The sequence below is a fragment of the Pseudomonas sp. JQ170C genome, assembly GCF_035581345.1.
In the GTDB taxonomy this organism is placed as follows: domain Bacteria; phylum Pseudomonadota; class Gammaproteobacteria; order Pseudomonadales; family Pseudomonadaceae; genus Aquipseudomonas.
This window is the reverse complement of the sequence record NZ_CP141608.1, coordinates 4,403,188-4,425,812: the sequence shown is the minus strand read 5'-3', so window position 1 is coordinate 4,425,812 and position 22,625 is coordinate 4,403,188. Positions and strand designations below refer to the sequence as shown.

At 62.6% G+C, this 22,625-nt stretch carries 24 protein-coding genes and 1 tRNA gene; 10 read left to right on the top strand and 15 right to left on the bottom strand.

The genetic code is table 11. From position 1 onward, the window contains the following. Window positions 1–3: 3 nt before the first annotated feature. A complete protein-coding gene (locus tag U9R80_RS20115) occupies window positions 4–807 on the bottom strand; it encodes a cytochrome c (RefSeq protein ID WP_301839433.1) in 804 nt (267 codons plus the stop codon). Between the two features lie 524 nt (window positions 808–1,331). Here U9R80_RS20115 and U9R80_RS20110 point away from each other — a divergent pair. Then, window positions 1,332–2,060 carry an amidotransferase gene (locus U9R80_RS20110; protein WP_301839435.1) on the top strand — a complete coding sequence of 243 codons (729 nt, stop codon included), beginning with the start codon at window positions 1,332–1,334 and terminating at the stop codon, window positions 2,058–2,060. 9 nt (window positions 2,061–2,069) lie between these two features. Here the strand turns inward: U9R80_RS20110 and U9R80_RS20105 are convergent, their stop codons facing one another. From U9R80_RS20105 to U9R80_RS20095, 3 genes are all read right to left on the bottom strand, one after another. Then, on the bottom strand, window positions 2,070–3,041 hold the full coding sequence (locus tag U9R80_RS20105; protein ID WP_301839436.1) for a magnesium and cobalt transport protein CorA: 972 nt from the start codon (window positions 3,039–3,041) through the stop codon (window positions 2,070–2,072). Between the two features lie 65 nt (window positions 3,042–3,106). Further along, window positions 3,107–3,829 (bottom strand): lysophospholipid acyltransferase family protein, encoded by a 723-nt coding sequence (locus U9R80_RS20100; protein ID WP_301839437.1) that lies wholly within the window; start codon window positions 3,827–3,829, stop codon window positions 3,107–3,109. A gap of 124 nt (window positions 3,830–3,953) precedes the next feature. Then, complete coding sequence (locus U9R80_RS20095) at window positions 3,954–4,643, bottom strand: crotonase/enoyl-CoA hydratase family protein (protein WP_301839438.1); 690 nt, start codon at window positions 4,641–4,643, stop codon at window positions 3,954–3,956. A gap of 288 nt (window positions 4,644–4,931) precedes the next feature. Here U9R80_RS20095 and U9R80_RS20090 point away from each other — a divergent pair. Continuing rightward, a tRNA-Ser gene (locus U9R80_RS20090) sits at window positions 4,932–5,021 on the top strand. 134 nt (window positions 5,022–5,155) lie between these two features. On the opposite strand, the gene U9R80_RS20085 is transcribed toward U9R80_RS20090, so the two are convergent. The 3 genes from U9R80_RS20085 to U9R80_RS20075 all read right to left on the bottom strand — a co-directional run bounded on the left by U9R80_RS20085 (window position 5,156) and on the right by U9R80_RS20075 (window position 9,166). Next, on the bottom strand, window positions 5,156–7,285 hold the full coding sequence (locus U9R80_RS20085; protein ID WP_301839439.1) for a TonB-dependent siderophore receptor: 2,130 nt from the start codon (window positions 7,283–7,285) through the stop codon (window positions 5,156–5,158). 203 nt (window positions 7,286–7,488) lie between these two features. Beyond that, window positions 7,489–7,869 (bottom strand): hypothetical protein, encoded by a 381-nt coding sequence (locus U9R80_RS20080; RefSeq protein ID WP_301839440.1) that lies wholly within the window; start codon window positions 7,867–7,869, stop codon window positions 7,489–7,491. Between the two features lie 103 nt (window positions 7,870–7,972). After that, window positions 7,973–9,166 carry an MFS transporter gene (locus U9R80_RS20075; protein WP_301839441.1) on the bottom strand — a complete coding sequence of 398 codons (1,194 nt, stop codon included), beginning with the start codon at window positions 9,164–9,166 and terminating at the stop codon, window positions 7,973–7,975. A 106-nt stretch (window positions 9,167–9,272) separates the two neighbouring features. Here U9R80_RS20075 and U9R80_RS20070 point away from each other — a divergent pair, with 106 nt between their 5' ends. Then, the gene (locus U9R80_RS20070; RefSeq protein WP_301839442.1) at window positions 9,273–10,160 is read left to right on the top strand and encodes a LysR family transcriptional regulator; all 888 of its coding nucleotides are present in this window, start codon (window positions 9,273–9,275) and stop codon (window positions 10,158–10,160) included. A 5-nt stretch (window positions 10,161–10,165) separates the two neighbouring features. Here the strand turns inward: U9R80_RS20070 and U9R80_RS20065 are convergent, their stop codons facing one another. Then, the gene (locus U9R80_RS20065; protein ID WP_301839445.1) at window positions 10,166–10,915 is read right to left on the bottom strand and encodes a 3-oxoacyl-ACP reductase family protein; all 750 of its coding nucleotides are present in this window, start codon (window positions 10,913–10,915) and stop codon (window positions 10,166–10,168) included. A 123-nt stretch (window positions 10,916–11,038) separates the two neighbouring features. Here U9R80_RS20065 and U9R80_RS20060 point away from each other — a divergent pair, with 123 nt between their 5' ends. Continuing rightward, window positions 11,039–11,971 (top strand): LysR family transcriptional regulator, encoded by a 933-nt coding sequence (locus U9R80_RS20060; protein ID WP_301839446.1) that lies wholly within the window; start codon window positions 11,039–11,041, stop codon window positions 11,969–11,971. Window positions 11,972–11,990: 19 nt separating this feature from the next. Here the strand turns inward: U9R80_RS20060 and U9R80_RS20055 are convergent, their stop codons facing one another. Then, window positions 11,991–12,473 carry a GreA/GreB family elongation factor gene (locus tag U9R80_RS20055; protein WP_301839447.1) on the bottom strand — a complete coding sequence of 161 codons (483 nt, stop codon included), beginning with the start codon at window positions 12,471–12,473 and terminating at the stop codon, window positions 11,991–11,993. A 7-nt stretch (window positions 12,474–12,480) separates the two neighbouring features. Then, window positions 12,481–12,870, bottom strand: a complete 390-nt coding sequence (locus tag U9R80_RS20050; RefSeq protein WP_301839448.1) for a hypothetical protein — start codon at window positions 12,868–12,870, stop codon at window positions 12,481–12,483. 121 nt (window positions 12,871–12,991) lie between these two features. Between U9R80_RS20050 and earP the strand changes: the two genes are divergently transcribed. Together earP and efp are read left to right on the top strand one after the other, a co-directional pair. Beyond that, entirely contained in the window at window positions 12,992–14,125 is a 1,134-nt protein-coding gene (gene earP, locus U9R80_RS20045) for an elongation factor P maturation arginine rhamnosyltransferase EarP (protein ID WP_301839449.1), read from the top strand. A 48-nt stretch (window positions 14,126–14,173) separates the two neighbouring features. Continuing rightward, complete coding sequence (gene efp, locus U9R80_RS20040; RefSeq protein ID WP_028943737.1) at window positions 14,174–14,743, top strand: elongation factor P; 570 nt, start codon at window positions 14,174–14,176, stop codon at window positions 14,741–14,743. A 59-nt stretch (window positions 14,744–14,802) separates the two neighbouring features. Here the strand turns inward: efp and U9R80_RS20035 are convergent, their stop codons facing one another. The 3 genes from U9R80_RS20035 to U9R80_RS20025 form a co-directional block, all read right to left on the bottom strand. Continuing rightward, entirely contained in the window at window positions 14,803–15,231 is a 429-nt protein-coding gene (locus tag U9R80_RS20035) for an organic hydroperoxide resistance protein (RefSeq protein ID WP_301839451.1), read from the bottom strand. Window positions 15,232–15,354: 123 nt separating this feature from the next. Continuing rightward, a complete protein-coding gene (locus U9R80_RS20030; RefSeq protein WP_301839452.1) occupies window positions 15,355–15,816 on the bottom strand; it encodes a MarR family winged helix-turn-helix transcriptional regulator in 462 nt (153 codons plus the stop codon). A gap of 58 nt (window positions 15,817–15,874) precedes the next feature. Then, complete coding sequence (locus tag U9R80_RS20025) at window positions 15,875–16,828, bottom strand: LysR family transcriptional regulator (protein ID WP_301839453.1); 954 nt, start codon at window positions 16,826–16,828, stop codon at window positions 15,875–15,877. A 111-nt stretch (window positions 16,829–16,939) separates the two neighbouring features. Between U9R80_RS20025 and U9R80_RS20020 the strand changes: the two genes are divergently transcribed. After that, the gene (locus U9R80_RS20020; RefSeq protein WP_301839454.1) at window positions 16,940–17,689 is read left to right on the top strand and encodes a sulfite exporter TauE/SafE family protein; all 750 of its coding nucleotides are present in this window, start codon (window positions 16,940–16,942) and stop codon (window positions 17,687–17,689) included. On the opposite strand, the gene U9R80_RS20015 is transcribed toward U9R80_RS20020, so the two are convergent. Then, entirely contained in the window at window positions 17,679–18,533 is an 855-nt protein-coding gene (locus U9R80_RS20015) for a LysR family transcriptional regulator (RefSeq protein WP_301839455.1), read from the bottom strand. The two genes, U9R80_RS20020 and U9R80_RS20015, sit on opposite strands and share 11 nt — an antisense overlap. A 124-nt stretch (window positions 18,534–18,657) precedes the next feature. On the opposite strand from U9R80_RS20015, the gene U9R80_RS20010 reads away from it, so the two are divergent. Both U9R80_RS20010 and U9R80_RS20005 read left to right on the top strand, forming a co-directional pair. Beyond that, window positions 18,658–18,861: a DUF1127 domain-containing protein gene (locus U9R80_RS20010; protein WP_324805250.1), complete on the top strand. Its 204-nt coding sequence runs from the start codon at window positions 18,658–18,660 to the stop codon at window positions 18,859–18,861. 57 nt (window positions 18,862–18,918) lie between these two features. Beyond that, window positions 18,919–20,160 (top strand): winged helix-turn-helix domain-containing protein, encoded by a 1,242-nt coding sequence (locus U9R80_RS20005; RefSeq protein WP_301839458.1) that lies wholly within the window; start codon window positions 18,919–18,921, stop codon window positions 20,158–20,160. Here the strand turns inward: U9R80_RS20005 and U9R80_RS20000 are convergent. Then, window positions 20,141–21,487: a class II 3-deoxy-7-phosphoheptulonate synthase gene (locus tag U9R80_RS20000; protein WP_301839460.1), complete on the bottom strand. Its 1,347-nt coding sequence runs from the start codon at window positions 21,485–21,487 to the stop codon at window positions 20,141–20,143. The genes U9R80_RS20005 and U9R80_RS20000 overlap by 20 nt on opposite strands. 129 nt (window positions 21,488–21,616) lie before the next feature. Here U9R80_RS20000 and U9R80_RS19995 point away from each other — a divergent pair, with 129 nt between their 5' ends. Beyond that, on the top strand, window positions 21,617–22,372 hold the full coding sequence (locus U9R80_RS19995) for a spermidine synthase (protein ID WP_301839461.1): 756 nt from the start codon (window positions 21,617–21,619) through the stop codon (window positions 22,370–22,372). Window positions 22,373–22,625: the final 253 nt, after the last annotated feature.

Below are 22,625 nucleotides of genomic sequence, written 5' to 3'. Positions count from 1 at the left end.
AGGTCAGGGGTGTTTGCGGGTGGCCATGTGCGAAAGATAGGCCAGCAGTGCATCCAGTTCCGGGTCGCTGAGCACCGCGCTGCTGAAGCCGGGCATCTTGGCTTGTGGCCATTGACGCAGGCTTTGCGGGTCGCGGATGTAACGGCGAAGGAAAGTTGGCTGGAAGTATTCGGTGGGATTGTGGGGCACATTGAGGTCGGGGCCAAACTGCGCATCGCCGGCGCCATTGAGGCGGTGGCAGGCCAGGCAGTTCTTCTGGAACAGGGTGAACCCCAGGTTGATGGGGTCGCCACTGGCCAGGTCGGCTGCAGGCAGCAACGCGGGGAAGCGTTCGGCCACCGGCGCCAGGCGGCGAATGCTGGCCACCTGGAAGGGCCATTGTTCCGGGCTGATACGTCCGGCTTGCGGTTGAGTCCAGACCAGATAGAACGGACCGGCACTGGGTTTGTCCTGGCCCAGCGGAGGCCAAGGATGGGCAGGGTCCTCAATGGCCAGCCAGGCGCGTGCGGGGCCTTTCTTGAGCAGGGGCGCGGCGGGCATCTCGGCGGCAAAGCCGTCATCGGCCACCGCTTGCAGGTGATCGTCGGGGGCTATGCCTTCCAGCAGTACCGCCAGGGGGACGGCGCGGTAGTGCATGGTTTTCTTGTAGGACACATCGTCCGGGATCTCGATAGTTTGCGCCTGCGGATGGGCAAGCAGCTCGGCGCTTTGCCACTGACGGCTGACAGTGCCCAGTTCCAGGGACAGTTGAGCCGCCTGCAGGGGCAGGCAGAGCAAGGTCAACAGCAGGGTGAGGCAGTGGCGCATGGGCAGACTCCAACCATCAGGGCTGGCAGAGTACCTGTGCGCCATCGCATAAGGCCAGAGAGAGGTCAGCCGAACAGGCGTGACAGGTTCGGCAGAATCAACAGCAATGTTGTGGCGAAGAGAATGAGCCCGGCTTGACGTACTTTGGATTGTTTGAACATGGCTGACCGCCTTCTTGTTGTTATTCCTGAGTGCCCAATGGCTTCCTTGTCGTCGATCCGGCAAACGGGTAACGCGGTTTGACGTCCAGACGCGAACCTTTGCTAATGGGTATACAACTAACCTTAGGGTCAACGTCAGTGATGTTTTAGAACGCTTTCGTATGTTTCTATTCATTACTGTGTTTTTTGGCTATGAGGCCAAGTGCCATCTGACAACATTTCCCCTTGCTAGACGCTTTCGAGCATTCAGCGCCTGGATCCACCACAGGTGACCGTTCGTCAGTGCATCCTACTTGCTTGCAGGCCTTATTCGGGGCAGGCTCTAGGGGGCAATCCCGCCTTTTGTCGTTCAGGACTAAATCTATGTCGTTACGCATCTGCATCCTGGAAACCGACGTCCTGCGACCCGAGCTGGTCGATCAGTATCAGGGCTACGGACGGATGTTCGAGCAACTGTTCACCCGCCAGCCGATCGCCGCAGAGTTTCGCGTCTATAACGTGTTGAACGGCGAATACCCGGATGATGACCAGGTATTTGATGCCTACCTGGTGACTGGCAGCAAGGCCGACTCGTTCGGTGATGATCCCTGGATCGAAAAACTCAAGACGTTCCTGCTCGATCGCTACCAGCGCGGCGACAAGTTGCTGGGCGTGTGTTTCGGCCATCAGTTGCTGGCGCTGCTGCTGGGCGGCAAGAGCGAGCGTGCCACCCAGGGCTGGGGCGTGGGCATCCACCGCTATGTGATGAACGCCAAGGCGCCGTGGATGAGCCCGCAAGTCGAAGAATTGACCCTGTTGATCAGCCACCAGGACCAGGTGACCCGCCTGCCGGAAAACGCCACCGTGATTGCTTCCAGCGATTTCTGCCCGAATGCTGCCTATCACATCGGCGACCAGGTGCTGTGTTTCCAGGGGCACCCGGAGTTTATCCACGACTATTCCCGTGCGTTGCTGGAGCTGCGCCAGGACAACCTCGGCCAGGAGGTGTACCGCAAAGGTATCGACAGCCTGGCGCACGAGCATCAGGGCAGCACGGTCGCCGAATGGATGATGCGTTTCGTGGCACACAAGCCTCAGGGCACGTCGGCCTGAGGTTGTTCGTTACAGCCAGCCGGACCGCTTGAAACTGGCAAACAACGCCGTGCAGCCCACGGCGATCCCACCCAGTACGGCGAAATAGCCGTAATGCCAGCTCAGTTCCGGCATGTTCTGAAAGTTCATCCCGTAGATGCCCGCCACTGCCGTGGGAAATGCCAGGATCGCCGCCCAGGCGGCGAACTTGCGTTGCACGATGCTCTGGCGTGACGACTCCAGCAGCATGCCGATCTCGATGGTCTGGCTGGCGATGTCACGGATTCCGGACAGGTCTTCCATCTGGCGGGTGACGTGAATCTGCACATCGCGAAAATACGGGCGCATGTTCTTGTCGATGAAGGGGAAGGTCAGGCGCTGCAATTCTTCGCTGACTTCAACCATGGGCGCCACATAGCGGCGCAGGCGCAGGATGTCGCGGCGCAGGCTGTGCAGGCGGCGGATGTCTTCTTCCTGGAGCGAGTTGCTCAGTACGTTTTGCTCCAGCTCTTCGATTTCGCCGTGGATGGCTTCGCCGATCGGTTGATAGTTCTCGGTGACGAAGTCGAGCAGGGCGTAGAGCACGAAGTCCTCGCCATGCTCCAGCAATAGCGGCCGTGCTTCGCAGCGCTGGCGCACCAGGGCGTAGGATTTTGAGTGGCCATTGCGGCAGGTGATGATGTAGCCATTGCCGGCGAAGATGTGGGTCTCGATGAACTCCAGCTTGCCTTCGTGGCGAACCGGCGAGTAGGTGACGATGAACAGCGCATCGCCAAAGGTCTCGAGCTTGGGCCGGCTGTGCTTCTCCAGCGCATCCTCGATGGCCAGTTCATGCAGGTTGAACTGGCATTGCAGGTTGGCCAGCTCCTGGGCATTGGGCTCTTCCAGCCCGATCCAGACGAAATGCCCAGGTTTACTCGCCCACTGACTGCCTTCATCGATGCTGATGTTGGTGACCTTTCTGCCGGCGCTGTACACCGCCGCCGCAACGACTCGTCCCATGGTGGTTCGCTTCTTCTGATTTTCGTGCCAGTAGCTTGGTCTGCCACACAGAATTGAGCAACCACTCAGGCCTGTTGCAATTCAGCCTCCATCAGGTCGATGCAGCGCTGCATCTGAATCCGGCATTGCTCGGCCAGGGCCGGCACGTCCTGCTGGGTCAGGCCGCTGGTGGCAATGGGGGGCAGGGAGCGGATGATGACTGTGCTGCGGCGCCAGCTGTTCAGGCTCAGGCGTCGGGCATAGCGGCTGACACACACCGGCACGATCGGCACACCGGCCTCCACGGCCATGTGGAAGGCGCCTTTCTTGAACGGGATCAACTGATCGCCGGCGTTGCGGGTGCCTTCGGGGAATACCCAGATCGAGGTGTTGTTCTCGCACAAGGTGCGGGTGGTGGTCTGCATGGCGCGGCGAGCCTGGTAGGCGTTGCCGCGGTCGATCAGCACATTGCCGCCCAGCCAGAACAATTGGCCGAACAGGGGAACCCATTTCAGGCTTTTTTTCCCGATGCACACGGTGCGTGGCGGCACCACGTGACCGAGCACGAACAGGTCATGGTTGGATTGGTGGTTGGCAATGATCACGCAGCCAGGCGGTTGGTCGAACAGCGGGCCGACCTCGGCCTTGACATCAAGGTGCATCAGCCAGGTGGCGGGCAGCCCGTACAGGCGCGCATAGATACGGCTGTTATCCGGGTTGAATGGCCGGCACAGGCCAATCAGTACACCGACAATTCCGATGACAACAAAGTGCAGCCCCAACAGGAGCATGCGTACAAGAAAAAGCATTTTACGACTCACACCAGGCAAACGCGGCGCAGTGTACGGGTGTGCACTTGCGCGGGCAAACGCTCAATGAGGTCGTAACGGCCTGATTACGTAACTTTATGCAATCAGGCCTTGGTAGGGGGGATTACCCCATGTGTTCCTGGTCGCGGATGATTGCGTCGTCGAGGCTGTCGAGCAGCGCTTTGCGCACCTTGAGTTTGGTGTGCTTGTGCGCGTTCATGTTGATCTTCTTCAACTGGCGCGCAGCGTTCAGGGCAGTTTCCTGCAGTTGCTCGGCAGGCACCACCTTGTCGAGGAACCCGGCATCCACGGCGCTGATCGGGTCGAACATCTCGGCGTTGATGACCGAGCGGTGGAAGGCCGAGCGACGCAGGCGGTCACGGGCAAGCTCGATACCGGCGTGGTGCATGGTCATGCCAATCTGCACTTCGTTCAGGCCAATGCTGAATGGGCCTTCGACGCCGATCCGGTAATCGGCCGACAGCAGCAGGAAAGCTCCTTTGGCCACGGCATGACCCGGGCAGGCGACGATGATCGGGAAGGGGTGCGAGAGCATGCGCCGGGCCAGGGTCGAGCCTGCGGTCACCAGACTGACAGCTTCCTTGGGGCCGGCGGTCATTACCTTGAGGTCATAGCCGCCGGAGAGAATGCCGGGCTGGCCGGTGATAATCACCACCGCGCGATCTTGCACAGCCTGGTCCAGGGCGCCATTGAAGGCGGCAATGACGTCAGGCGAGATGGCGTTGACCTTGCCATTGTTGAGGGTCAGGGTCGCGATACCGTCTTCAAGGTGGTAGGAAATCAGCTCACTCATGACAGGGTTCCTAAAAGGGGAGTGGGGCAGACGTTACTCAGGCCGGGCAGCGAGGTAAAGCGCCGTGACTGACTGGCCGGTCAGCGTTGCTGCCGCTTGCCTTGGCCTGCGGGGGAGCCAAGGGAAGGGTTGCCGAAGCACGCCAGAGATTGGCGGCTATGCCATCGCCCCCGGCCTTTTTCGTTATCAGGCTTAAGCGCATGAATATTCTGAAAAAAACCTTTGCCAAGCGAATCACTTTCGACTACATTAGCGCACCTCGACGGGCTGAACGGCCTGAAGATACCCGGTGAAGTGTCCGAGCGGTTGAAGGAGCACGCCTGGAAAGTGTGTATACAGGAAACTGTATCAAGGGTTCGAATCCCTTCTTCACCGCCACTTTTAGAAAAGCCCCTGGTCTGAAAAGACCGGGGGCTTTTTGTTTTGGCTCACGTTGTAGGAGCGGGCTTGCCCCGCGATGCAATGTGTCTGACACACCGCTATCGCGGGGCAAGCCCGCTCCTACAGCAATGTCAGAAGCTTACGGACGCCGACACCCGTGCCGTTCTCGGCGCGCCCTGGAACAGGTAGCCATCCCCCAGGTATTCCCCGGCGTCTCGCCAGTAGCGTTTGTCGAACACGTTATCCACCATCAGGCGTACCACGGTGTCATACCCTCCGATTCGCGTGCTGTAGCGGCTGCCCAGGTCGAACACGGCGTAGCTGCCGACTTCTACCGTGCCGGCCTGGTTGGCGTATTTGCCGGCGCTGTAGCGTGCCCCGCCCAGCAGGGCCAGGCCTGGGATCGGCAGGCTGTAGTCGGCCTGCACGGCGGCGCGGAAGTTGGGCACGTTGATCGCCTGGTGATCCTCAAAGTCGGCCGTACCACTGTTTTTTACCCGCGCGCGGATGGCCGCAGCGCTGGCGTTGATCTGCAGGCGCTCGGTCAGCCAGCCGCTGGCGCCCAGCTCCAGGCCGACGTTTTTCTGTTGCCCTTGTTGCACGTAGGTGAAGTTGCCTGCGCCGTCCGGCTGTGAATATTGATAAGCCTGGCGCAGTTGGAACAGGGCAGCGCTCAGGCTCAGGCGTTGCCAGTCGCGCTTGATGCCGACTTCCAGCTGGTGGGACAGGGTCGGGGCAAGTATTTCGGCGGCGTTGCTGGCAAACCACGGTGCGGTGCCGCCCGTGGAGATCCCCTTGCTGTAGCTGGTGTACAGGGAGATATCCGCACGCGGCTTGTAGATCAGCGCGGCATTGGGCAGCAGTTGATAATCGCGGGTGTGCCGACCAGGGGTGCCATCTTCAGCGAAGGTTTTTTCATCCAGCCGCACCAGGCGTGCGCCCAGGACCGTTTGCCACTGCTCGTTGAAGCTGATCCGGTCGCTGGCAAACAAGCCGTACTGGCGGCTGTCCAGGCGGCGGCTGCTGTGGCCCGGTGTTTTGTCGGACGGCTCGAGTACCGGCGTCTCTTCATAGATGTTGCCGCTGCCGATCCATTCGTTGAAATACGGGCGCTGATCCAGGGTGCGACGTTGGGCGCTGGCCCCCACAGTCAGCTCATGGCCCAGTCCCAGCGCGTCGAAGCGGCCATCGAGGGCTGCCTGTGCTTCGTCGGTGCGGCGGCTATCGTCGGGGCTGCGGTAGTCGTAGATGTCATAGTCACCGGCACTGCTGAAGAACGCGCCTTCGCTGGAGCCCCAGGCAAAAGAGCTGTAGTCGTCGATCACGACCTTGCTGTGCGAGGCGCTGAGGGTGCCGGTCCAGCTGTCGTTGAAGCGGTACTCGAAGCGCCCGCCCAGGTTCAGCGAGTCGATGCTCACCGGGTTGGCCCATTGCTGGTAGGCCAGGCGGTCGTGGGGGTCGATGTCGTGGGGCAGGCTGTTGCCGCCGAGCAGTTGATAACCCGGCACCGAGCGCTGCTCACGGTGCTGGTACTCGGCATCCAGTTGCAGCAGGGCATCGGGGTTGATCTGCCAGTCAAAGGCCAGGGCGGCGAAGTCGCGTTTGCCGTCGGCATGATCGACATAGGAGCGGATGTCTTCATGGGCGAGGTTGGCGAGCAGGCCGAACTGTCGCTCACTGCCGAACCAGCCACCCAGGTCGGTGGCGATGTAGCGCTCGCTTTGCTCGTTGCTCGACACCGTCACCGAGCGTATGTCTTCAGGGCGCTTGGTGACGTAGTTGATCAGCCCCCCGGGTTCGGCGACGCCACTTTGCAAGCCGGACAAGCCCTTGAGCAACTCCACTTGCTGCTTGTTCTCCAGCGCGACGTTCTGCTCACCGGCGATGGTCTGGCCGTTGATCTTGTAACTGCTGGCGGCATTGAGCTCGAAGCCGCGCACGTTGAAGTTCTCGTAGTAGCCGATCGGCGCGTAGCTTTCGCCCACCGAGGCGTCGCTTTGCAGGAGTTCGCTGAGCTTGCGTACCTGGCGATCGACGATCAATTGCTCGCTGAACACGGCAACCGACGCAGGAGTATCCAGCAAGGGGGCGGGTGCAAAACCGGTCACCGACGCGTCATGAACCTGGTAACCCTCGCTGTACACCTCGGACACCTTCACCGGCGCCAGTGTGATGCTGTCCTGCGCCAGACTGTGCGAGACGGGCAGGGCCAGGCTCAAGCCGAGCAGGCCCAAGGGCAGGTGGGGGCGGGGCAGGGACATGCAGAAAGCTCCTTGATGGCATGTGGCGGACGCACCGTTATGCCTCGATGCGGTCCGGGGTGAAGACTGAGAATGGAGGGGGAGTCAGGCTTGCCGGCATTGCGCCAGGCAGGCGGGCGCGCATCTTAGCAGGGGCGACCGGGTCACGGTGCCCCTGTTTGCGCGGTGTGTTGTATCAATGAACGAACGAGGCGCAGCCCGGTTCAGCGGTTGGCGGCGGGCAACACCTGTCGGCGCCACTGGCCGTTGATTTTCGACCAGGTCTTGCCGTCGGTGATGGCCATCAGCTTGCGTCCATCCTTGAAGGTGGCGAGGAAGGTCACCTCCTCTTCCTTGCCCCCCAGCCAGAGCCCGGCAATCAGGCCGACGGGGCCTGCCACCAGCGCGCCAGCCACGCCCCAACCCAAGGTGCTGCCCAGGCTGCGGCTGGACTCCTGGTTGGCAACGATCAGGTCGCGGATACGGGTAAGGGCGATTTTTTCCCCGGGGTTGGGGCTGCGGCAGGTCTTGAGTGTGAGCGATCCGTTGCGAAATTCGCCTTCACCTTGCAAGAAATCGCCGGACTGAACCGTGAGTCTTGTCATTGTGTCATCCGATTTGAAGGGGCTGTTGACCAATCCCTACTCAGCGCTCGGGGCCGCTACAAGTCAATGCTCAGGCGACGGAGGGTCGCCCGAGCGGTGCCGCTCAGGCCGTGCGCGCACCCAGGCTGCGCTGGCGTTCGGCCAGGCCCCAGACCAGCAAGGCCAGGCTGCCGATGACAAGACCGGCAATGACGATGGCATTCCAGCCGTGGGACTGGAACAGCTGGGTGCCGAGCAGCGATCCCAGCGCCCCGCCGATGAAGTAGCAGGTGATGTAGCCGGCGTTGAGGCGGTTGCGTGCTTCCGGACGCAGGGCAATCACCGCATTCTGGTTACTCACATGCACCAGTTGCACGGCCAGGTCCAGCAACAGCACGCCGATCAACAGCGCCACCAGGGATGTCTGGGCAAAACCCAGGGGAATCCAGGACAGCAGCAACGCCAGCAGCCCGACGGTGGTCCCCAGCGGCCCCTTGCCGCGATCGGCCAGGCGGCCGGCCCAGTTGGCCGACAGCGCACCGGCGGCACCGGCCAGGCCGAACAGGCCGATGATTGCGTCGGAGTAGTGATAGGGCTCGGCCGCCAGGAGAAAGGCCAGGGGTGTCCAGAACAGGGCGAACAAGCTGAAGGCCAGCAGGCCGAGCAGCGAACGCAGGCGTAGCACTGGCTCATCGACGAACAGGCGAAACACCGAGCCGATCAGTGCCGGATACTTGAGCCCGGCATGCTGGTGCCGCTCAGGCAGGGCGCGGTACAGCGCAATCGCACACACGGCCATCAATGCGGCGGCCAGCAGGTAAATGCTGCGCCAGCCGCCGAGCTCGGCCATGAAGCCGGCGGCGGTGCGCGCCAGCAGGATGCCCAGCAGCAGCCCGCTCATCAGCGTGCCAACCACCCGGCCCCGTTGGCTCGGGTCGCTCAGGCCAGCCGCCATGGGCACCAGCACCTGGGCCACCACCGAGAACAGGCCGGTCAGTGTCGTGCCCAGCAGCAACCAGGACAGGCTTGGAGAGAAGGCACTGATCAACAGCCCCAGGGTGCTGATGCCGATCATGCTGACGATCAGCCGGCGTTGCTCGAACAGATCGCCCAAAGGTGCCAGCAGCAACAGTCCGGCGCCATAGCTCAGCTGGGCGGCAATGACGATGGCCCCGGCACTGGCAGTGGTCAGGCCGAAATGCTCGGCGATGCTGTGCAGTAGCGGCTGGGCATAGTAGTTGCTGGCCACGGCGAGGCCGGTGGCGGTCGCCATCAGCAGGATCAGGCCGCGGCTCAGGGGAGAAGTGGAGGTGGTCATGGACCGTCTCGATCAGTGGCAGTTAGGAAGTGACAGTATGGGAAATGCGCTAGCATGACGCCAATGTATCGTTTTCATTCTATCCATCTTGAAAATAGATTGATCCATGAACCTCAAGCAAATCGAATATGCCCTTGCCGTGGTCGATACCGGCAGCTTCACCCGCGCCGCTGAACGGTGCCATGTCGTTCAGTCGGCGCTGAGTCACCAGATCGCCCGGCTGGAGGAAGCCTTGGGTGTCAGCCTGTTCGAGCGTAGCTCGCGGCGGGTGCGCCTGACCCCGGCGGGCGAGGCGTTCGTGCAGAGCGCCCGGCCTGCCCTGGAGGCCACCCGGCGTATTGCCGAAGACGTGGCTGCCGCCTGTGGCGAGGTGCGCGGGCAATTGTCCATCGGCGAGATAACCTCGATGACCGAACTGGACCTGGTCGACTTGCTGGCCGGCTTCCATCGCCAGTATCCACAAGTGGATATCCGCTGGCTGATGGCCAAGAGCGAGCTGCTGATTGCCGACGTACGCGAGCGGCGGTTGGATGTGGGGTTCATCGGGGTGTGGCCGGGGGAGCGTCTTGAGGGGGTCGAGTACCGCCTTCTGGCCGAAGAGGAGTTGGTGGCGGTATTTCCCGTGGATCATCCGCTGGTGCTGGTGGAGGGCCTGTCGCTGGCGCACCTGGAAAACCAGCCGCTTGTGGATTTTCCTGCCGGTACGGGCGCCCGCCGCCAGACCGACGAAGCGTTCGCTGCCGCCGGCCTGGGCCATCGGGTGCAGTTCGAGGTGACCAATATTCGCCTGGTCGAGAAATTCGTCCAGCGCAAGCTGGCGGTGGGGCTGGTGCCGGCGCGTACTGCCGGGTCGTTCAAGGAGGTGGCCACGGCAGTCATACGCGATGCGCCGCGGCGCCACCTCTATGCGATCTGGTCGAAAAACCCTACCCCGGCAGCCAGGGTATTCGTTCAGATGATTGAACAAAGCCTGGACGCCAAGGAAGGTGGTTGAGCACATCAGGCAGCGAAGCCGCCATCGATGGTCAGGCTGGCACCGGTGATATAGGCCGCTTCGGGGCTGGCCAGGTAGGCAACGAAGCTGGCGATCTCTTCGACTTCGCCGTAGCGCCCCACCGCCATGTAGCCCATCAGGCTTTCGGCGAACTCGCCCTTGGCCGGGTTCATCTCGGTATCCACAGGGCCCGGCTGCACATTGTTGATGGTGATGCCCAGTGGACCGAGGTCCCGTGCCAGGCCGCGTGTCAGGCCGACCAGGGCGGACTTGCTCATGGCATAGGGGCCGCCGCCGGCGAAGGGCATGCGTTCGGCGTTGGTGCTGCCGATGTTGATGATGCGTCCACCCTGGCCCATATGCCGGGCCGCGGCCTGGGTGGCGACGAAGACGCTGCGTACGTTGACCGCCAGGGTGCGATCGAAGTCGTCCAGGTCGAACTCCAGCAAGGGCGCAACGGCCAGCACACCGGCGTTGTTGACCAGGATGTCCAGCCTGCCAAAGCGCTCAACCGTGGTTTGCACCGCTTGTTGCACGGCGCTGGCATCGGCGCTGTCGGCCTGGAGGGCGAGGGCCTTGCCACCGCCGGCAATGATGCTTTGCTGCAGCGCCTGGGCCTGTTCGGTAGCGTGGGCGTAGGTAAAGGCAACACTGGCGCCTTCGGCGGCCAGGCGTTTGACGATAGCGGCGCCGATACCGCGTGAACCACCCTGGACCAGGGCCACTTTGCCGTCGAGGCGAGTTTGGGTCGACATACTGTGCTCCCGAAAGAACAAGGCCGGATGCCTTGGATGGGGGCCAGTATCGGCGCCGTATTACCCTCTGAATAGCCGGTAATCGCTATAGTCTGTGTAAACCACAAGTATGGAATCGGTGCCTTGGAAACTTTCAGTAGTATCGAATGCTTTGTCCGCAGTGCCGAGGTGGGCAGCTTTGCCGAGGCTGCCCGCCGCCTGAGCCTGACCCCGGCGGCGGTGGGCAAGAACGTCGCGCGGCTGGAAGCGAACCTTGGCGTGCGTCTGTTCCAGCGCAGCACCCGGCGTCTGACCCTGACCGAGGCGGGCCAGCGGTTTCTGGGAGAGGTGGCGGGGAGCTTACAGACCATCCAGTACGCGGTGGCCAACCTGGCCAGCGCTGAAGGACAGCCGACCGGGACCTTGAAGGTAAGCATGGGCACGGTGTTCGGGCGCTTGTACATCGTGCCGCTGCTCAGCGAGTTTCTGCAGCGCTACCCGGCCATCAGCCCGGACTGGCACTTCGATAACCGCCAGGTCGACCTGATTGGCCAGGGCTTTGATGCCGCGATCGGCGGCGGCTTCGATCTGCCCCAGGGCGTGGTGGCGCGCAAGCTGACCCCGGCGCACCGGATTCTGGTGGCGGCCCCGGCGTTTATCGAACGCCACCCGCCGATCAGTCAGCCCGTCGATTTGCAGGCACTGGACGGGATTCTGATACGTTCACCGCAGACCGGGCGGGTGCGTTCCTGGCCATTGATCAATCACCAGCAGGAACAAAGCCCGTTGAACATTCGCCTGCGCATGACCATGAGCGATTCGGAGGCGGCGTGCGGGGCGGCGCAGCAGGGGTTGGGCGTGGCGCTGGTGAGCATGCCGTTCGCCGTGCCTTACCTGGAGGCGGGGAGCCTGGTGCGGGTGCTGCCGGACTGGTATGTGGATGACGGCAACATTTCGCTGTACTACGCCGAGCACAAGCTGCTGCCGGGCAAGACGCGGGTCTTCGTGGACTTCATTCTCGAGCAGTTTGCTGCCCAGGGCCTGGCGCAGAAGTTTGACGGAAGCCTCAAGCGCTAGGCGCGGGCTTGCCCTGCGATCAGCAAGCCGCGGTCACCCAAAAATGCTGCTGCCGTCCCCCGAGCACGAGGGTGACTTCGTCATCCACCGCCTTACCGATCAAGCCCTGTCCCAGGGGCGAGCGCGGGGTGATCACCGTCACCAGCTGCGATCCCTGGCCAATCTTCAGTCCAGCGCCTTCAGGCCCGAGGAACACACGCTGGCAACTGCCATCCTCAGCTTCCAGCGTGACGAGGTTGCTGACCTGAATGCCGCACGATGGGTCGTAATCGCGCAGCACCAACTGCTGATAGGCAGCCCGCGCCTGACGGATCTCCTCCATGCGCCGGGCTTGTCCGGTCGCCAGATAGGACGCTTCCAGCCCCAGCGTGTCGTACTTGTTTTCGGCAATGTTCTCTTCCGCGGTGGCGGTTTCATAGGCGGTCTGCGCCGCGCGTTGGGCCACGTCGAGGTCAAAGCTCAGGGTGTCGATGATGCGGGTGAGCAGGTCGGCTTTGTTCATGAGGGGGTCAGTTACACAGTTCCAGGACGAGGGCGCGGCTCTTTTCGGTTGGCGCGGTGCGGTTCTGTTGCAGCCAGAACTGGCACTTGGGGTTGGACAGGTTGCGCAGGCTGCTTTCGGCCTGCTCTTCTGCCTGCTGCACGTCCTGATCGCGGAGGATCTGCTTGTACTGCTCGAACATCCGTACCTGCTGATCGACCTCCGGTGTCACGCTTGCCGGGGCTGCGGCTGGCGGTGCAAACCTTTGGGTCAGGGGTTGTACGGTTTCAGGCAACAGGCGCCCGGCAAGCCACAGGCTCAGGGCAATGGCGAGCGCGCCAAGCCACAGCCCCAGGGCTACGCACAGAATCAATTGCACAGGCTTGAGGGTAATCTTCAGTTCGCGAGGACGGGGCATGGTGGCCTCCTGGCCAGGTCACAGGCGGCCATTCTCGCACGGCCAAGAGGTTTTTTTCCTACCAGGCTTTTGTCTGCGATGATTTACCCGGACAATCGGCGCTTTTGCCAAGGGGGCCGCGATGAAAGCGCACTGGGACATCTTCTGTTGTGTCGTCGACAACTACGGCGACATCGGCGTGACCTGGCGTCTTGCGCGGCAATTGGTGGCCGAGCAGGACGTGGCGGTGCGCCTGTGGGTGGATGACCTGACGGCCTTCGCACGCATCTGTCCCCAGGCCGAGCCCGGTGCTGCGCAACAATGGCAGCAAGGGGTCGAGGTGTGTCACTGGCTGCCCGAGTGGCAGGAAACGGCTGTGGCGGACGTCGTAATCGGTGCCTTTGCCTGTCAGCTGCCGGCCGCCTATGTGCAGGCCATGCTCGACAGCCCCCGCGCCCCGTTGTGGCTGAACCTTGAATACCTCAGCGCCGAAGACTGGGTCGAAGGCTGCCATGGCTTGCCATCACCCCTGCCCAATGGCTTGCGCAAGGTGTTTTTCTTCCCGGGCTTTACGCCCAGGACCGGCGGCCTGTTGCGTGAGGCGAACCTGCTGGCGCGGCGTGAGGCGTTCGAGCAGGACCCGGCAGCGCGCGCAGCGTTTCTCCAGGGCCTGGGCGTCACCCCGGCCCGCGATGCTCGCCTGATTTCGCTGTTCGCCTACGAAAATTCGGGCCTGGCCAGCTGGCTCGATGCCCTGGCCGCCGACGGCCGTGCCAACCATCTGCTGGTGCCCGAGGGCCGTATCCTCGGGGATGTTCAGGCCTGGCTGGGCGAGGGCACCCTGCAGGTGGGCAGCGTGGCGACGCGCGGTGCGCTGACGGTGCAGATCCTGCCTTTCGTCAGTCAGGATGAATACGATCAACTGTTGTGGTGCTGCGATTTCAATGCCGTGCGCGGCGAGGATTCGTTTGTGCGCGCGCAGTGGGCAGGGCGTCCGCTGCTCTGGCATATCTATGTGCAGGAAGAGTATGCCCACTGGGAAAAGCTCGAAGCGTTTCTCGATCATTACGTCGTAGGGCTGTCGCCGTCAGCCAAAACGGCCATCGTCGATTTGTGGCGCGCCTGGAACATGGATCGCGACATGGGCCAGGCCTGGCAGCAGGTACTGGAGCACTGGACCGAGCTCGACCAGCATGCCCGCCGCTGGAGCGCCACACAGGCCGCTCAGCCGGACCTTGCCACGGCGCTGGTACAGTTTTATCGAAATTGGCTATGATACGCGGCCTCGATTTTTGTAAATCCATCCAAATTCGGATATCTCGCAATGAAAACTGGTAAAGAACTGAAACCCGGTACCGTACTGCGGATCGATAACGACCCGTGGCTGGTCCAGAAAGCTGAATTCACCAAGTCGGGCCGTAACAGCGCGATCATGAAGACCAAGCTGAAGAACCTGCTGACCGGCTACAAGACCGAAACCGTTTACGGTGCGGACGACAAGCTGGACGACGTGATCCTGGATCGCAAAGAAGCGACCCTGTCGTTCATCAGCGGTGACACCTTCACCTTCATGGACACCACCGACTACACCATGTACGAGCTGAACGCCGAAGACATCGAGGCCGTTCTGCCATACATCGAAGAAGGCATGACCGACGTCTGCGAAGCCGTTTTCTTCGAAGAGCGCCTGGTATCGGTAGAACTGCCGACCACCATCAGCCGTAAGGTTGTCTACACCGAAAACGCTGCTCGCGGCGACACTTCGGGCAAGGTCATGAAGCCAGCCAAGCTGAGCAACGGCACTGAAATCCAGGTTGCCGACTTCATCGAAATCGACGAGATGATCGACATCGACACTCGCGATGGCAGCTTCAAGGGTCGTTCCAAGAAGTAATTCTTGCGCCCACTAAAAACCCGGCCTTGGCCGGGTTTTTTTATGCCTGGGTTTTACCCTCAGACCGTGACGTGCAGGCGTACATCGACATTGCCGCGGGTGGCGTTGGAGTACGGGCACACCTGGTGCGCGGCATCGACCAGGGCCTGCGCATCGGCCTGTTCCAGGCCTGGCAGGTTCACATGCAGGTCGATGTCCAGGCCGAAACCGCCGGGGATCTGGCCGATGCCGACGCGGGCCTTGATCGAGCTGTCGGCTGGAATCGCTTTTTTCTGCTGGCCGGCGACGAACTTCAGTGCGCCGATAAAGCAGGCCGAGTAGCCGGCGGCAAACAGTTGCTCGGGGTTGGTAGCCGCGCCGCCTGCGCCGCCCAGCTCCTTGGGCGTGGCCAGGGCGACATCGAGAATGCCATCGCTGGATTTGGACCGACCATCGCGACCGCCGGTGGAGGTAGCTTCTGCAATGTACAGCGGAGTGACCTTTTGCATCTTGAGCCTCGCATGGATTGCGCCGTGGCGCTGAGTGGGTACGGGAATTAACTTATCGCGCAATTATTTAGTGCGCAAGTTAATTTTCGACCATGCTACGAACGGTCACTCACAGCATAGACCTCAGAGGCTTTGTTGCAGGTTCGCCCGTAGCTCCAGCAGTTCGGCCTGGAGCTTTTGCAGGCGCTCAAGGCTCTGTCCGCTGGCGCTGAGAATGCACGGTGGCACGCGCTTGGCCTGTTCCTGCAGGGCCCGACCCTGTTCGGTCAGTTGCACCAGCACCACCCGTTCATCGTCGCGGCTGCGCGTGCGTTTGAGCAGCCCCTCGGCTTCAAGGCGCTTGAGCAGCGGCGTCAGCGAGCCCGGATCGGTCAGCAGGCGATGGCTGATTTCACCCACGGTCAAACCGTCCTGCTCCCAGAGCACGAGCATGGCCAGGTACTGTGGATAAGTCAGGCCAAGCGCTTGCAGCAACGGTTTGTACACCTTGGTCATGAGCAGCGAGGTGGAGTGCAGGGCGAAGCACACCTGGTTGTTCAGGAGCAGTTCGTCGCAAGGGCCTGGGGTTTGGCTATCGGCGTTCATGCAGATCCTTTGATCAATTGATCCTTTGAATTTAGCACGCTGTTCATTAGCGCACTTATTACCAGCGCAGCTCGCTTTGCAGGGCCAGGTCCCAAGGGGGCACCGGGCTGAAGCGGCTCTTGAGGAATTCGAGCAGCAAACGGCTGCGAGAGTTCGTTTCATGTTCCAGGCGCAGGGCATAAATGCCGCTGGATTCGGCCGCGGGCAAGCCGCTTTCGCAGAACAGGGGCAACAGCTCGCCGCGTAACAGGTACTCGCTGATCAGCCACGTCGGCAAGTGGGCGACGCCCAGGCCGGCAAGGGCGCCGAACAACAGGGTTTCGGCGTTGTTGGCGCTCATGCGCATCCGCGTCGGGCGGTACAGGCGCAGCTGGCCATCCACTGCAAAGCGCCAGGCGAAGGGCGGCGCCAGGCCGTCCCAATCCAGGCCGTCATGATCGGGTAGCTCGGCCGGTGTCGCAGGAACGCCGCGTGCAGCCAGGTACGCGGGGCTGGCGCAGGCAATGCGCACCATCTTGGCCAGGGAGGTTGCCACCAGGCGGGTGTCTGCCAGCGGGCCTGCGCGCAGCACCAGGTCGACTTCGCCCAGGTGCGAGCCGTGCAGGTCGACAAAGCTGTCAATCAGGCGTAGCTGTACATCGAGCCCGGGATAGGCCACCAGGAAGTCGGCAATGGCCGGTGCCAGGTGGCGACGGCCGAAGGCTGCAGGGGCGTCGACGCGGATCAGGCCCTCCGGCGCATTGCTCAGTGACACGGCTTCGGCGCGGGCCAGGCGCAGCTCCTCGACAATGCGCCGCGCTCGCTCGGCGAAGGCGTTGCCCGCCGGGGTGGGGCGCACGGCGTGGGTGCTGCGCACGAACAGGCGGCTGCCGACGGCGCTTTCCAGGGTGTCGATGCGCCGCGCTACCGCCGACGGGGTCAGCGGGTGACGGCGGGCGGTGGCGGAAAAGCTGCCGGTTTCCAGCACATCCAGGAACAGGCTGAGTTGTTCGGTGAGGGTGTCAGGGTTCATTTGGTGTGATCTGCTTTTGCGTAATTAGCACAGCCATTGTGCGTTGCTGTGCGTTTCCCCGCTAGCATCGTCTCGGTAGCATGCACCGATTGGATTTCTTGAGAGGCAGCAATGATCGAGTGGGCGATGTACATAGCGCTGGGCGCAGCACTGGGGACCGTCGGTGGGTTGTTCGGCATCGGAGGGGGATTGATCGCGATTCCCGCCCTCGGTGTGCTGTTTGGGCTTGATCAGCAACTGGCCCAGGGTACGGCCCTGGTGATGGTCGTACCCAACGTGCTGCTGGCGCTGTGGCGTTATCACCAGCGCAATCGCATCGAGCTGCGCCATGCCTTGCCGTTGGCGATCACCAGTTTTGCCTTTGCCTGGCTGGGTTCGATCTGGGCTGTAGGTGTCGATGCCCAGGCCATGCGCTTTGGCTTCGTGCTGTTTCTGGTAGCCCTGGCGGCCTGGAACCTGGCGCGGATGTTCATGCCCAAGGCGCAGCCGAGCAGCGAGATGCGCCACGGCTGGCCGTGGCTGGGTGTGTTGGGCGGCGGCGCCGGTGTGCTGGGCGGCCTGTTCGGGGTGGGTGGGGCGGTGGTGGCAACGCCAGTGCTGACCAGTGTCTTCGGCACCACCCAGGTGGTTGCCCAGGGCTTGTCACTGGCCTTGGCAGCGCCGAGTACCGCGGTGACATTGCTCACCTATGGCATCCACCAGCATGTGCAGTGGAGCATGGGTATACCGTTGGCGATTGGCGGGCTGCTCAGCATCAGTTGGGGTGTGAAGCTGGCTCATGCCTTGCCGGAAAGGGTCCTGCGCACGTTGTTTTGCGGCTTTCTGGTGGTTTGCGCCGTGATGCTCGCCTTCAAGATCTGAAGCCTTCGATGATGTAGTCGGCCATGCAGTCGATCATCTGTGACTGATGGGGGCCGTTGCGCAGCAGCATGATGCTTGCGGTCGGCAACTCCGGCAGGCCTTCGGCCTCGCCGATGATCCGCAGGTCGCTGGTGATCAGGCTCTGCAACTGCGCGGTGACGGCCAGGCCGGCGCTGACCACCGCCATGATCGCCGGGGTGCTGGCACTGGTGTAGGCGATGCGATATTCCTTTGCGAGCGCGTCCAGGGCGTTGCAGGCCCAGGTCCGGCAGCAGCAGTCGGTGTTGAACACCGCCAGCGGCAAGGGGGTGTGTTCGTGTGGGCAAAAGCCTTGCGCCTGCACCCATACCGCGCGTTCGCGGCGTAGCAGCTGGCCGACTTCGTGGCCGGGCTCGCAGGTGATGATGGTCATGTCCAGGTCCTGGCGCTGCATCAGTTGGCGAGAGCTTTCGCAATGCACCTCCACCTGGATCAACGGATAGGCCTGGGCGAAGCTGGAGAGAATGCCCGGCAGAAAGCGCATGGCGTAGTCATCCGGTGTGCCGATGCGCACTGTGCCGACCATATGCGGCATGCGCAGGGTGTTGAACACTTCGCCATGCAGCTTGAGGATGCGCCGCGCATAACCGAGCAGGACCTGGCCCTCGGCAGTCAGGCGCACCTGGCGTCCGTCACGTTCGAATAGCTGGCGCTGGATGATGTCCTCTTCCAGGCGCTTCATCTGCATGCTGACCGCTGACTGAGTGCGGTTGACCACTTCGCCGGCACGGGTAAAACCGCCATGCTCGGCAATCGCCACAAAGGTGCGCAGGACCTCCGAGTCGATACTCTGGTACTGGGACAAGGCATCAATCTCCTAGATGGATTGCATCAGGAACATTCGTTGGATTGATCTTAGACCCGGGCTGACACTGACGTCATCCAACACGGAGGGTACGACGATGAAAGGTCAGAAAACGCTCTTCCTGATGTATCCCCAGTTCCGTCGGGGCTGGTTTACTCCACTGGTCCACGGCGTGGTGCAGCAGTTGGCACGCTGGCGGCAACTGCATCGGCAACGCCAGGAGCTGGCGCGCATGAGTGATGCGGCGCTGCACGATATCGGTATGAGCCGCGCCGATGTGCTGCAAGAGGTGGAGCGCCCGTTCTGGGATGATCCGCTGAAAAAATGAGTCGCGTGCCAAGGGCGCCGCGACTACCTTGAGTGGGCTTGTTCAGAAGGAGCCGGCATGCCCACCACTCAATCGTTTTCTCATCTACAGGCGCGTCGTCTGGCGCTGGCGGCCCAGGGTTTCGCTGCCCGTGCGCCGCGCGCGGACGTCGGGGTCGCTCACCTGTCGCGGGTGATCGAGCGCCTGGGGGTGGTGCAGATCGACTCGGTCAATGCCCTGGTGCGTTCCCATTACCTGCCGCTGTTTTCCCGCCTGGGCAGTTATCCACAGGCCATGCTCGACCAGCTCGCCTGGGGGCGCACCCGCCAGCGCAAAGTTTTCGAGTACTGGGGCCATGAAGCCTCTCTGCTGCCGCTGTCGCTCTATCCATTGCTGCGTTGGCGCATGGACCGGGCGCGGCAGGGGCAGGGCATATACCCGCAACTGGCACGCTTTGGTCGTGAGCAGCAGCCAACCATCGCCCGGGTGCTGGCGGCGGTGACGGAGCAGGGCGCACTGGGGGCTGGCAGCCTGTCGACCCGAGAAGAGCTCGCCGGCCCTTGGTGGGACTGGAGCGCGGAAAAGCACGCCCTGGAGTGGTTGTTTGCCGCCGGACTGGTCGCGGTGGCCGGCCGCCGTGGTTTCGAGCGCCTGTACGATCTGCCCGAGCGGGTATTGCCTCAGGCGCTGCTGCAATTGCCGCCGCTGGAGGAAGCACAGGCCCAGCGGGGCCTGTTGCTGCAAGCGGCCCATGCCCTGGGGGTGGGTACGGAGAAGGACCTGCGGGACTACTATCGCCTGAGCCCCGCTGACAGTCGGGCGCGTCTGGCCGAGTTGGTGGAGGAGGGGGTGTTGCAGGCCTGTTCGGTCCAGGGCTGGTCGCAACCGGCCTATTGTCCGGAGCGTATCCGGCTACCCCGCAAGGTCGTCAGTAGCGCCTTGCTGTCCCCCTTCGACTCGCTGGTCTGGGCGCGCGAGCGCACCGAGCGGCTGTTCGATTTTCGTTATCGGCTTGAGATCTACACCCCGGCGCACAAGCGGGTGTATGGCTATTACGTGTTGCCGTTCCTGCATGACGAGCGGATCGCCGCGCGGGTGGACTTGCGCGCCGAGCGCGCCAGTGACCGCCTGGCGATCCACGCCGTGCATGAGGAAGCGCGCGGCCTGGACGAGGACGGGATTCAGGCCTTGGCAGACAATTTGTGGCGCATGGCTGCCTGGTTGGGCTTGTCACAGGTCCAGCTAAACTGCCCGCGGGCCAGTGCCGAGCGTTTGCGCCCGGCGCTGGCCCGCAGTGCGTTCAGCGGCGGACCTGCTTGAGGGTTTCGGCGATCAGGAAGGCCAGCTCCAGCGACTGATCGGCGTTCATGCGGGGATCGCAGTGGGTGTGGTAACGGTCCGACAGGGCATCTTCGGTAATCGGCCGAGCACCGCCGATGCATTCGGTGACGTTCTGCCCGGTCATTTCGATGTGGATGCCGCCCGCATGGCTACCCTCGGCCTGATGCACCTGGAAGAACTGTTTGACCTCGCTGAGAATCTGGGCGAAGTCGCGGGTCTTGTAGCCGCTGCTGGCCTTGATGGTGTTGCCATGCATCGGGTCCGAGCTCCACAGGACCTGGCGGCCCTCACGCTCGACGCTGCGGATCAGCGCCGGTAAGTGATCGCCGACCTTCTCTGCACCCATGCGTACGATCAGGTTGAGGCGGCCGGGGTCGTTGTCCGGGTTGAGCACGTCGATCAGGCGAATCAGCTCTTCAGTGTTCATGCTCGGGCCGACCTTGACCCCGATCGGGTTGTTCACCCCGCGCAGGAATTCGACATGGGCGCCATCGAGCTGGCGGGTGCGATCGCCGATCCAGAGCATGTGCGCCGAGCAGTCGTAGTAGTCGTTGGTCAGGCTGTCGCGACGCACGAAGGCTTCTTCGTAGTTCAACAGCAGGGCTTCGTGGGCGGTGAAGAAGCTGGTTTCACGCAGCTGCGGCGAGCTGTCCATGCCGCAGGCACGCATGAAGGCCAGGGTTTCATCGATGCGGTCGGCCAGCTGGCTGTATTTTTCGGCCAGGGCCGAGTTGGCGATGAAGTCCAGGTTCCACTTGTGTACTTGATGCAGGTCGGCAAAGCCGCCCTGGGCAAAGGCGCGTAGCAGGTTCAGGCTGGCGGTGGACTGGTGATAGGCCTGCAGCAGGCGCTCGGGGTCCGGCACCCGGCTTTTTTCGTCAAAGCCGATGCCATTGACGATGTCGCCACGATAGGCCGGCAGCGTGACGCCGCCGATGGTCTCGTCACCCGCCGAGCGGGGCTTGGCGAACTGCCCGGCCATACGGCCGACCTTGACCACCGGGCAGCCGGCGGCGAAGGTCATGACAATGGCCATCTGCAGCAGAACCTTGAAGGTGTCGCGAATTTTCGCTGCCGAGAACTCGGCGAAGCTCTCGGCGCAATCGCCCCCTTGCAGGAGGAACGCCCGCCCCTGGGTTACTTCGGCAAACTGTCGACGCAACTCCCGGGCCTCGCCGGCAAAGACCAGCGGCGGATAGCTGGCCAGGGTCTGCTCGACTTTGAGCAGATGGGCAGCGTCGGGGTAGGTCGGTTGCTGCTGGATCGGCAGGGCGCGCCAGCTGTCAGGACTCCAGGGTTGGTTCATCACGGGCTCGATCTTGTCGTAAAAGGGCTGGGTGCCATGTTAACAGTTGCCGCGCGCCTTGTTGCACTGGCGCCATTGACGGACAATGGCGGTTTTTGCCTGGGGTAGCGGCGTGTGCCGGGAGACAGCATGACAGAGGAACGGGTGGAGCGGCTGCTGGCCCAGGTGCAGGATGACTACGGCACCATCAGCGTGCTGGAAGTCGATGACTATCGGTTTCTCGAGTTTGGCGAGGCCATCGAGCAGAGCTGCGTATTTACCGCCGATCCAAGCTGGCTGGAGTATGACTACACCCGCGCCATGCTGATCGGTGCGTTGTGCCATGCCGAGCCCGAGAGCGCGCTGTTCCTCGGCCTGGGGGCGGGCACGCTGACCCAGGCCTGCATGAAGTTCCTGCCGCTGGACGACATCGAGGCCATCGAGCTGCGTCCCGATGTGCCGCGCCTGGCCATCGAGTACCTGGGGCTGGATGACGACCCGCGTCTGTATATCCGCATTGGGGATGCAGTGGAGCTGCTGGACAGCGCCGAGCCTGCCGACCTGATTTTCGTCGACCTCTACACCGATCACGGCCCTGGGGTGGCGCACCTGGCCTGGCGTTTTCTGGAGAATTGCCAGAAGCGCCTGAATCCTGGCGGCTGGCTGGTGATCAACCAATGGGCAGGTGATGACGGCAAGCCGTTGGGTGCCGCCTTGTTGCGCGGACTGTACCATCGCCATTATTGGGAGCTGCCGGTCAAGGAGGGTAATGTGATCCTCATGGTGCCGGCCGATCTTGACCAGGAACTGGACCTGGCCGGGCTAAATGCCCGCGCTGATGCCCTGGCGCCACGCCTGGGCTACTCGTTGCAACCGCTCATCGCAGCGATTCGACCGGCCTCCTGAGGCGCGCCGTTGAGCTGTCGGCAGAAAAACGATTCAGCCGCCAGCAGCGTTACCACCCCAGACACCGTTTGAACGGGGTCTGGCGCTGGCGTGTTGCAATAAAAAAATCTCCCGTAAATTCCGAATTCAGGTATAGTACGCGCCGGTCTTTTACCGGACCTCGTTTAGGTAGTGCAATTCCCCGAAGCCAGCTTCGGCTGCGCGTCCGCACCGCGGACTCTCCTTAGACGTTCCTATTTTTCTTCAATCGTTT

Coding starts and splice junctions, on each gene's coding strand:
- U9R80_RS20115 (WP_301839433.1), bottom strand. CDS start 807: ATGCGCCACTGCCTCACCCTGCTGTTGACCTTGCTCTGCCTGCCCCTG.
- U9R80_RS20110 (WP_301839435.1), top strand. CDS start 1,332: ATGTCGTTACGCATCTGCATCCTGGAAACCGACGTCCTGCGACCCGAG.
- U9R80_RS20105 (WP_301839436.1), bottom strand. CDS start 3,041: ATGGGACGAGTCGTTGCGGCGGCGGTGTACAGCGCCGGCAGAAAGGTC.
- U9R80_RS20100 (WP_301839437.1), bottom strand. CDS start 3,829: ATGCTTTTTCTTGTACGCATGCTCCTGTTGGGGCTGCACTTTGTTGTC.
- U9R80_RS20095 (WP_301839438.1), bottom strand. CDS start 4,643: ATGAGTGAGCTGATTTCCTACCACCTTGAAGACGGTATCGCGACCCTG.
- U9R80_RS20085 (WP_301839439.1), bottom strand. CDS start 7,285: ATGTCCCTGCCCCGCCCCCACCTGCCCTTGGGCCTGCTCGGCTTGAGC.
- U9R80_RS20080 (WP_301839440.1), bottom strand. CDS start 7,869: ATGACAAGACTCACGGTTCAGTCCGGCGATTTCTTGCAAGGTGAAGGC.
- U9R80_RS20075 (WP_301839441.1), bottom strand. CDS start 9,166: ATGACCACCTCCACTTCTCCCCTGAGCCGCGGCCTGATCCTGCTGATG.
- U9R80_RS20070 (WP_301839442.1), top strand. CDS start 9,273: ATGAACCTCAAGCAAATCGAATATGCCCTTGCCGTGGTCGATACCGGC.
- U9R80_RS20065 (WP_301839445.1), bottom strand. CDS start 10,915: ATGTCGACCCAAACTCGCCTCGACGGCAAAGTGGCCCTGGTCCAGGGT.
- U9R80_RS20055 (WP_301839447.1), bottom strand. CDS start 12,473: ATGAACAAAGCCGACCTGCTCACCCGCATCATCGACACCCTGAGCTTT.
- U9R80_RS20050 (WP_301839448.1), bottom strand. CDS start 12,870: ATGCCCCGTCCTCGCGAACTGAAGATTACCCTCAAGCCTGTGCAATTG.
- earP (WP_301839449.1), top strand. CDS start 12,992: ATGAAAGCGCACTGGGACATCTTCTGTTGTGTCGTCGACAACTACGGC.
- efp (WP_028943737.1), top strand. CDS start 14,174: ATGAAAACTGGTAAAGAACTGAAACCCGGTACCGTACTGCGGATCGAT.
- U9R80_RS20035 (WP_301839451.1), bottom strand. CDS start 15,231: ATGCAAAAGGTCACTCCGCTGTACATTGCAGAAGCTACCTCCACCGGC.
- U9R80_RS20030 (WP_301839452.1), bottom strand. CDS start 15,816: ATGAACGCCGATAGCCAAACCCCAGGCCCTTGCGACGAACTGCTCCTG.
- U9R80_RS20025 (WP_301839453.1), bottom strand. CDS start 16,828: ATGAACCCTGACACCCTCACCGAACAACTCAGCCTGTTCCTGGATGTG.
- U9R80_RS20020 (WP_301839454.1), top strand. CDS start 16,940: ATGATCGAGTGGGCGATGTACATAGCGCTGGGCGCAGCACTGGGGACC.
- U9R80_RS20010 (WP_324805250.1), top strand. CDS start 18,658: ATGTATCCCCAGTTCCGTCGGGGCTGGTTTACTCCACTGGTCCACGGC.
- U9R80_RS20005 (WP_301839458.1), top strand. CDS start 18,919: ATGCCCACCACTCAATCGTTTTCTCATCTACAGGCGCGTCGTCTGGCG.
- U9R80_RS20000 (WP_301839460.1), bottom strand. CDS start 21,487: ATGAACCAACCCTGGAGTCCTGACAGCTGGCGCGCCCTGCCGATCCAG.
- U9R80_RS19995 (WP_301839461.1), top strand. CDS start 21,617: ATGACAGAGGAACGGGTGGAGCGGCTGCTGGCCCAGGTGCAGGATGAC.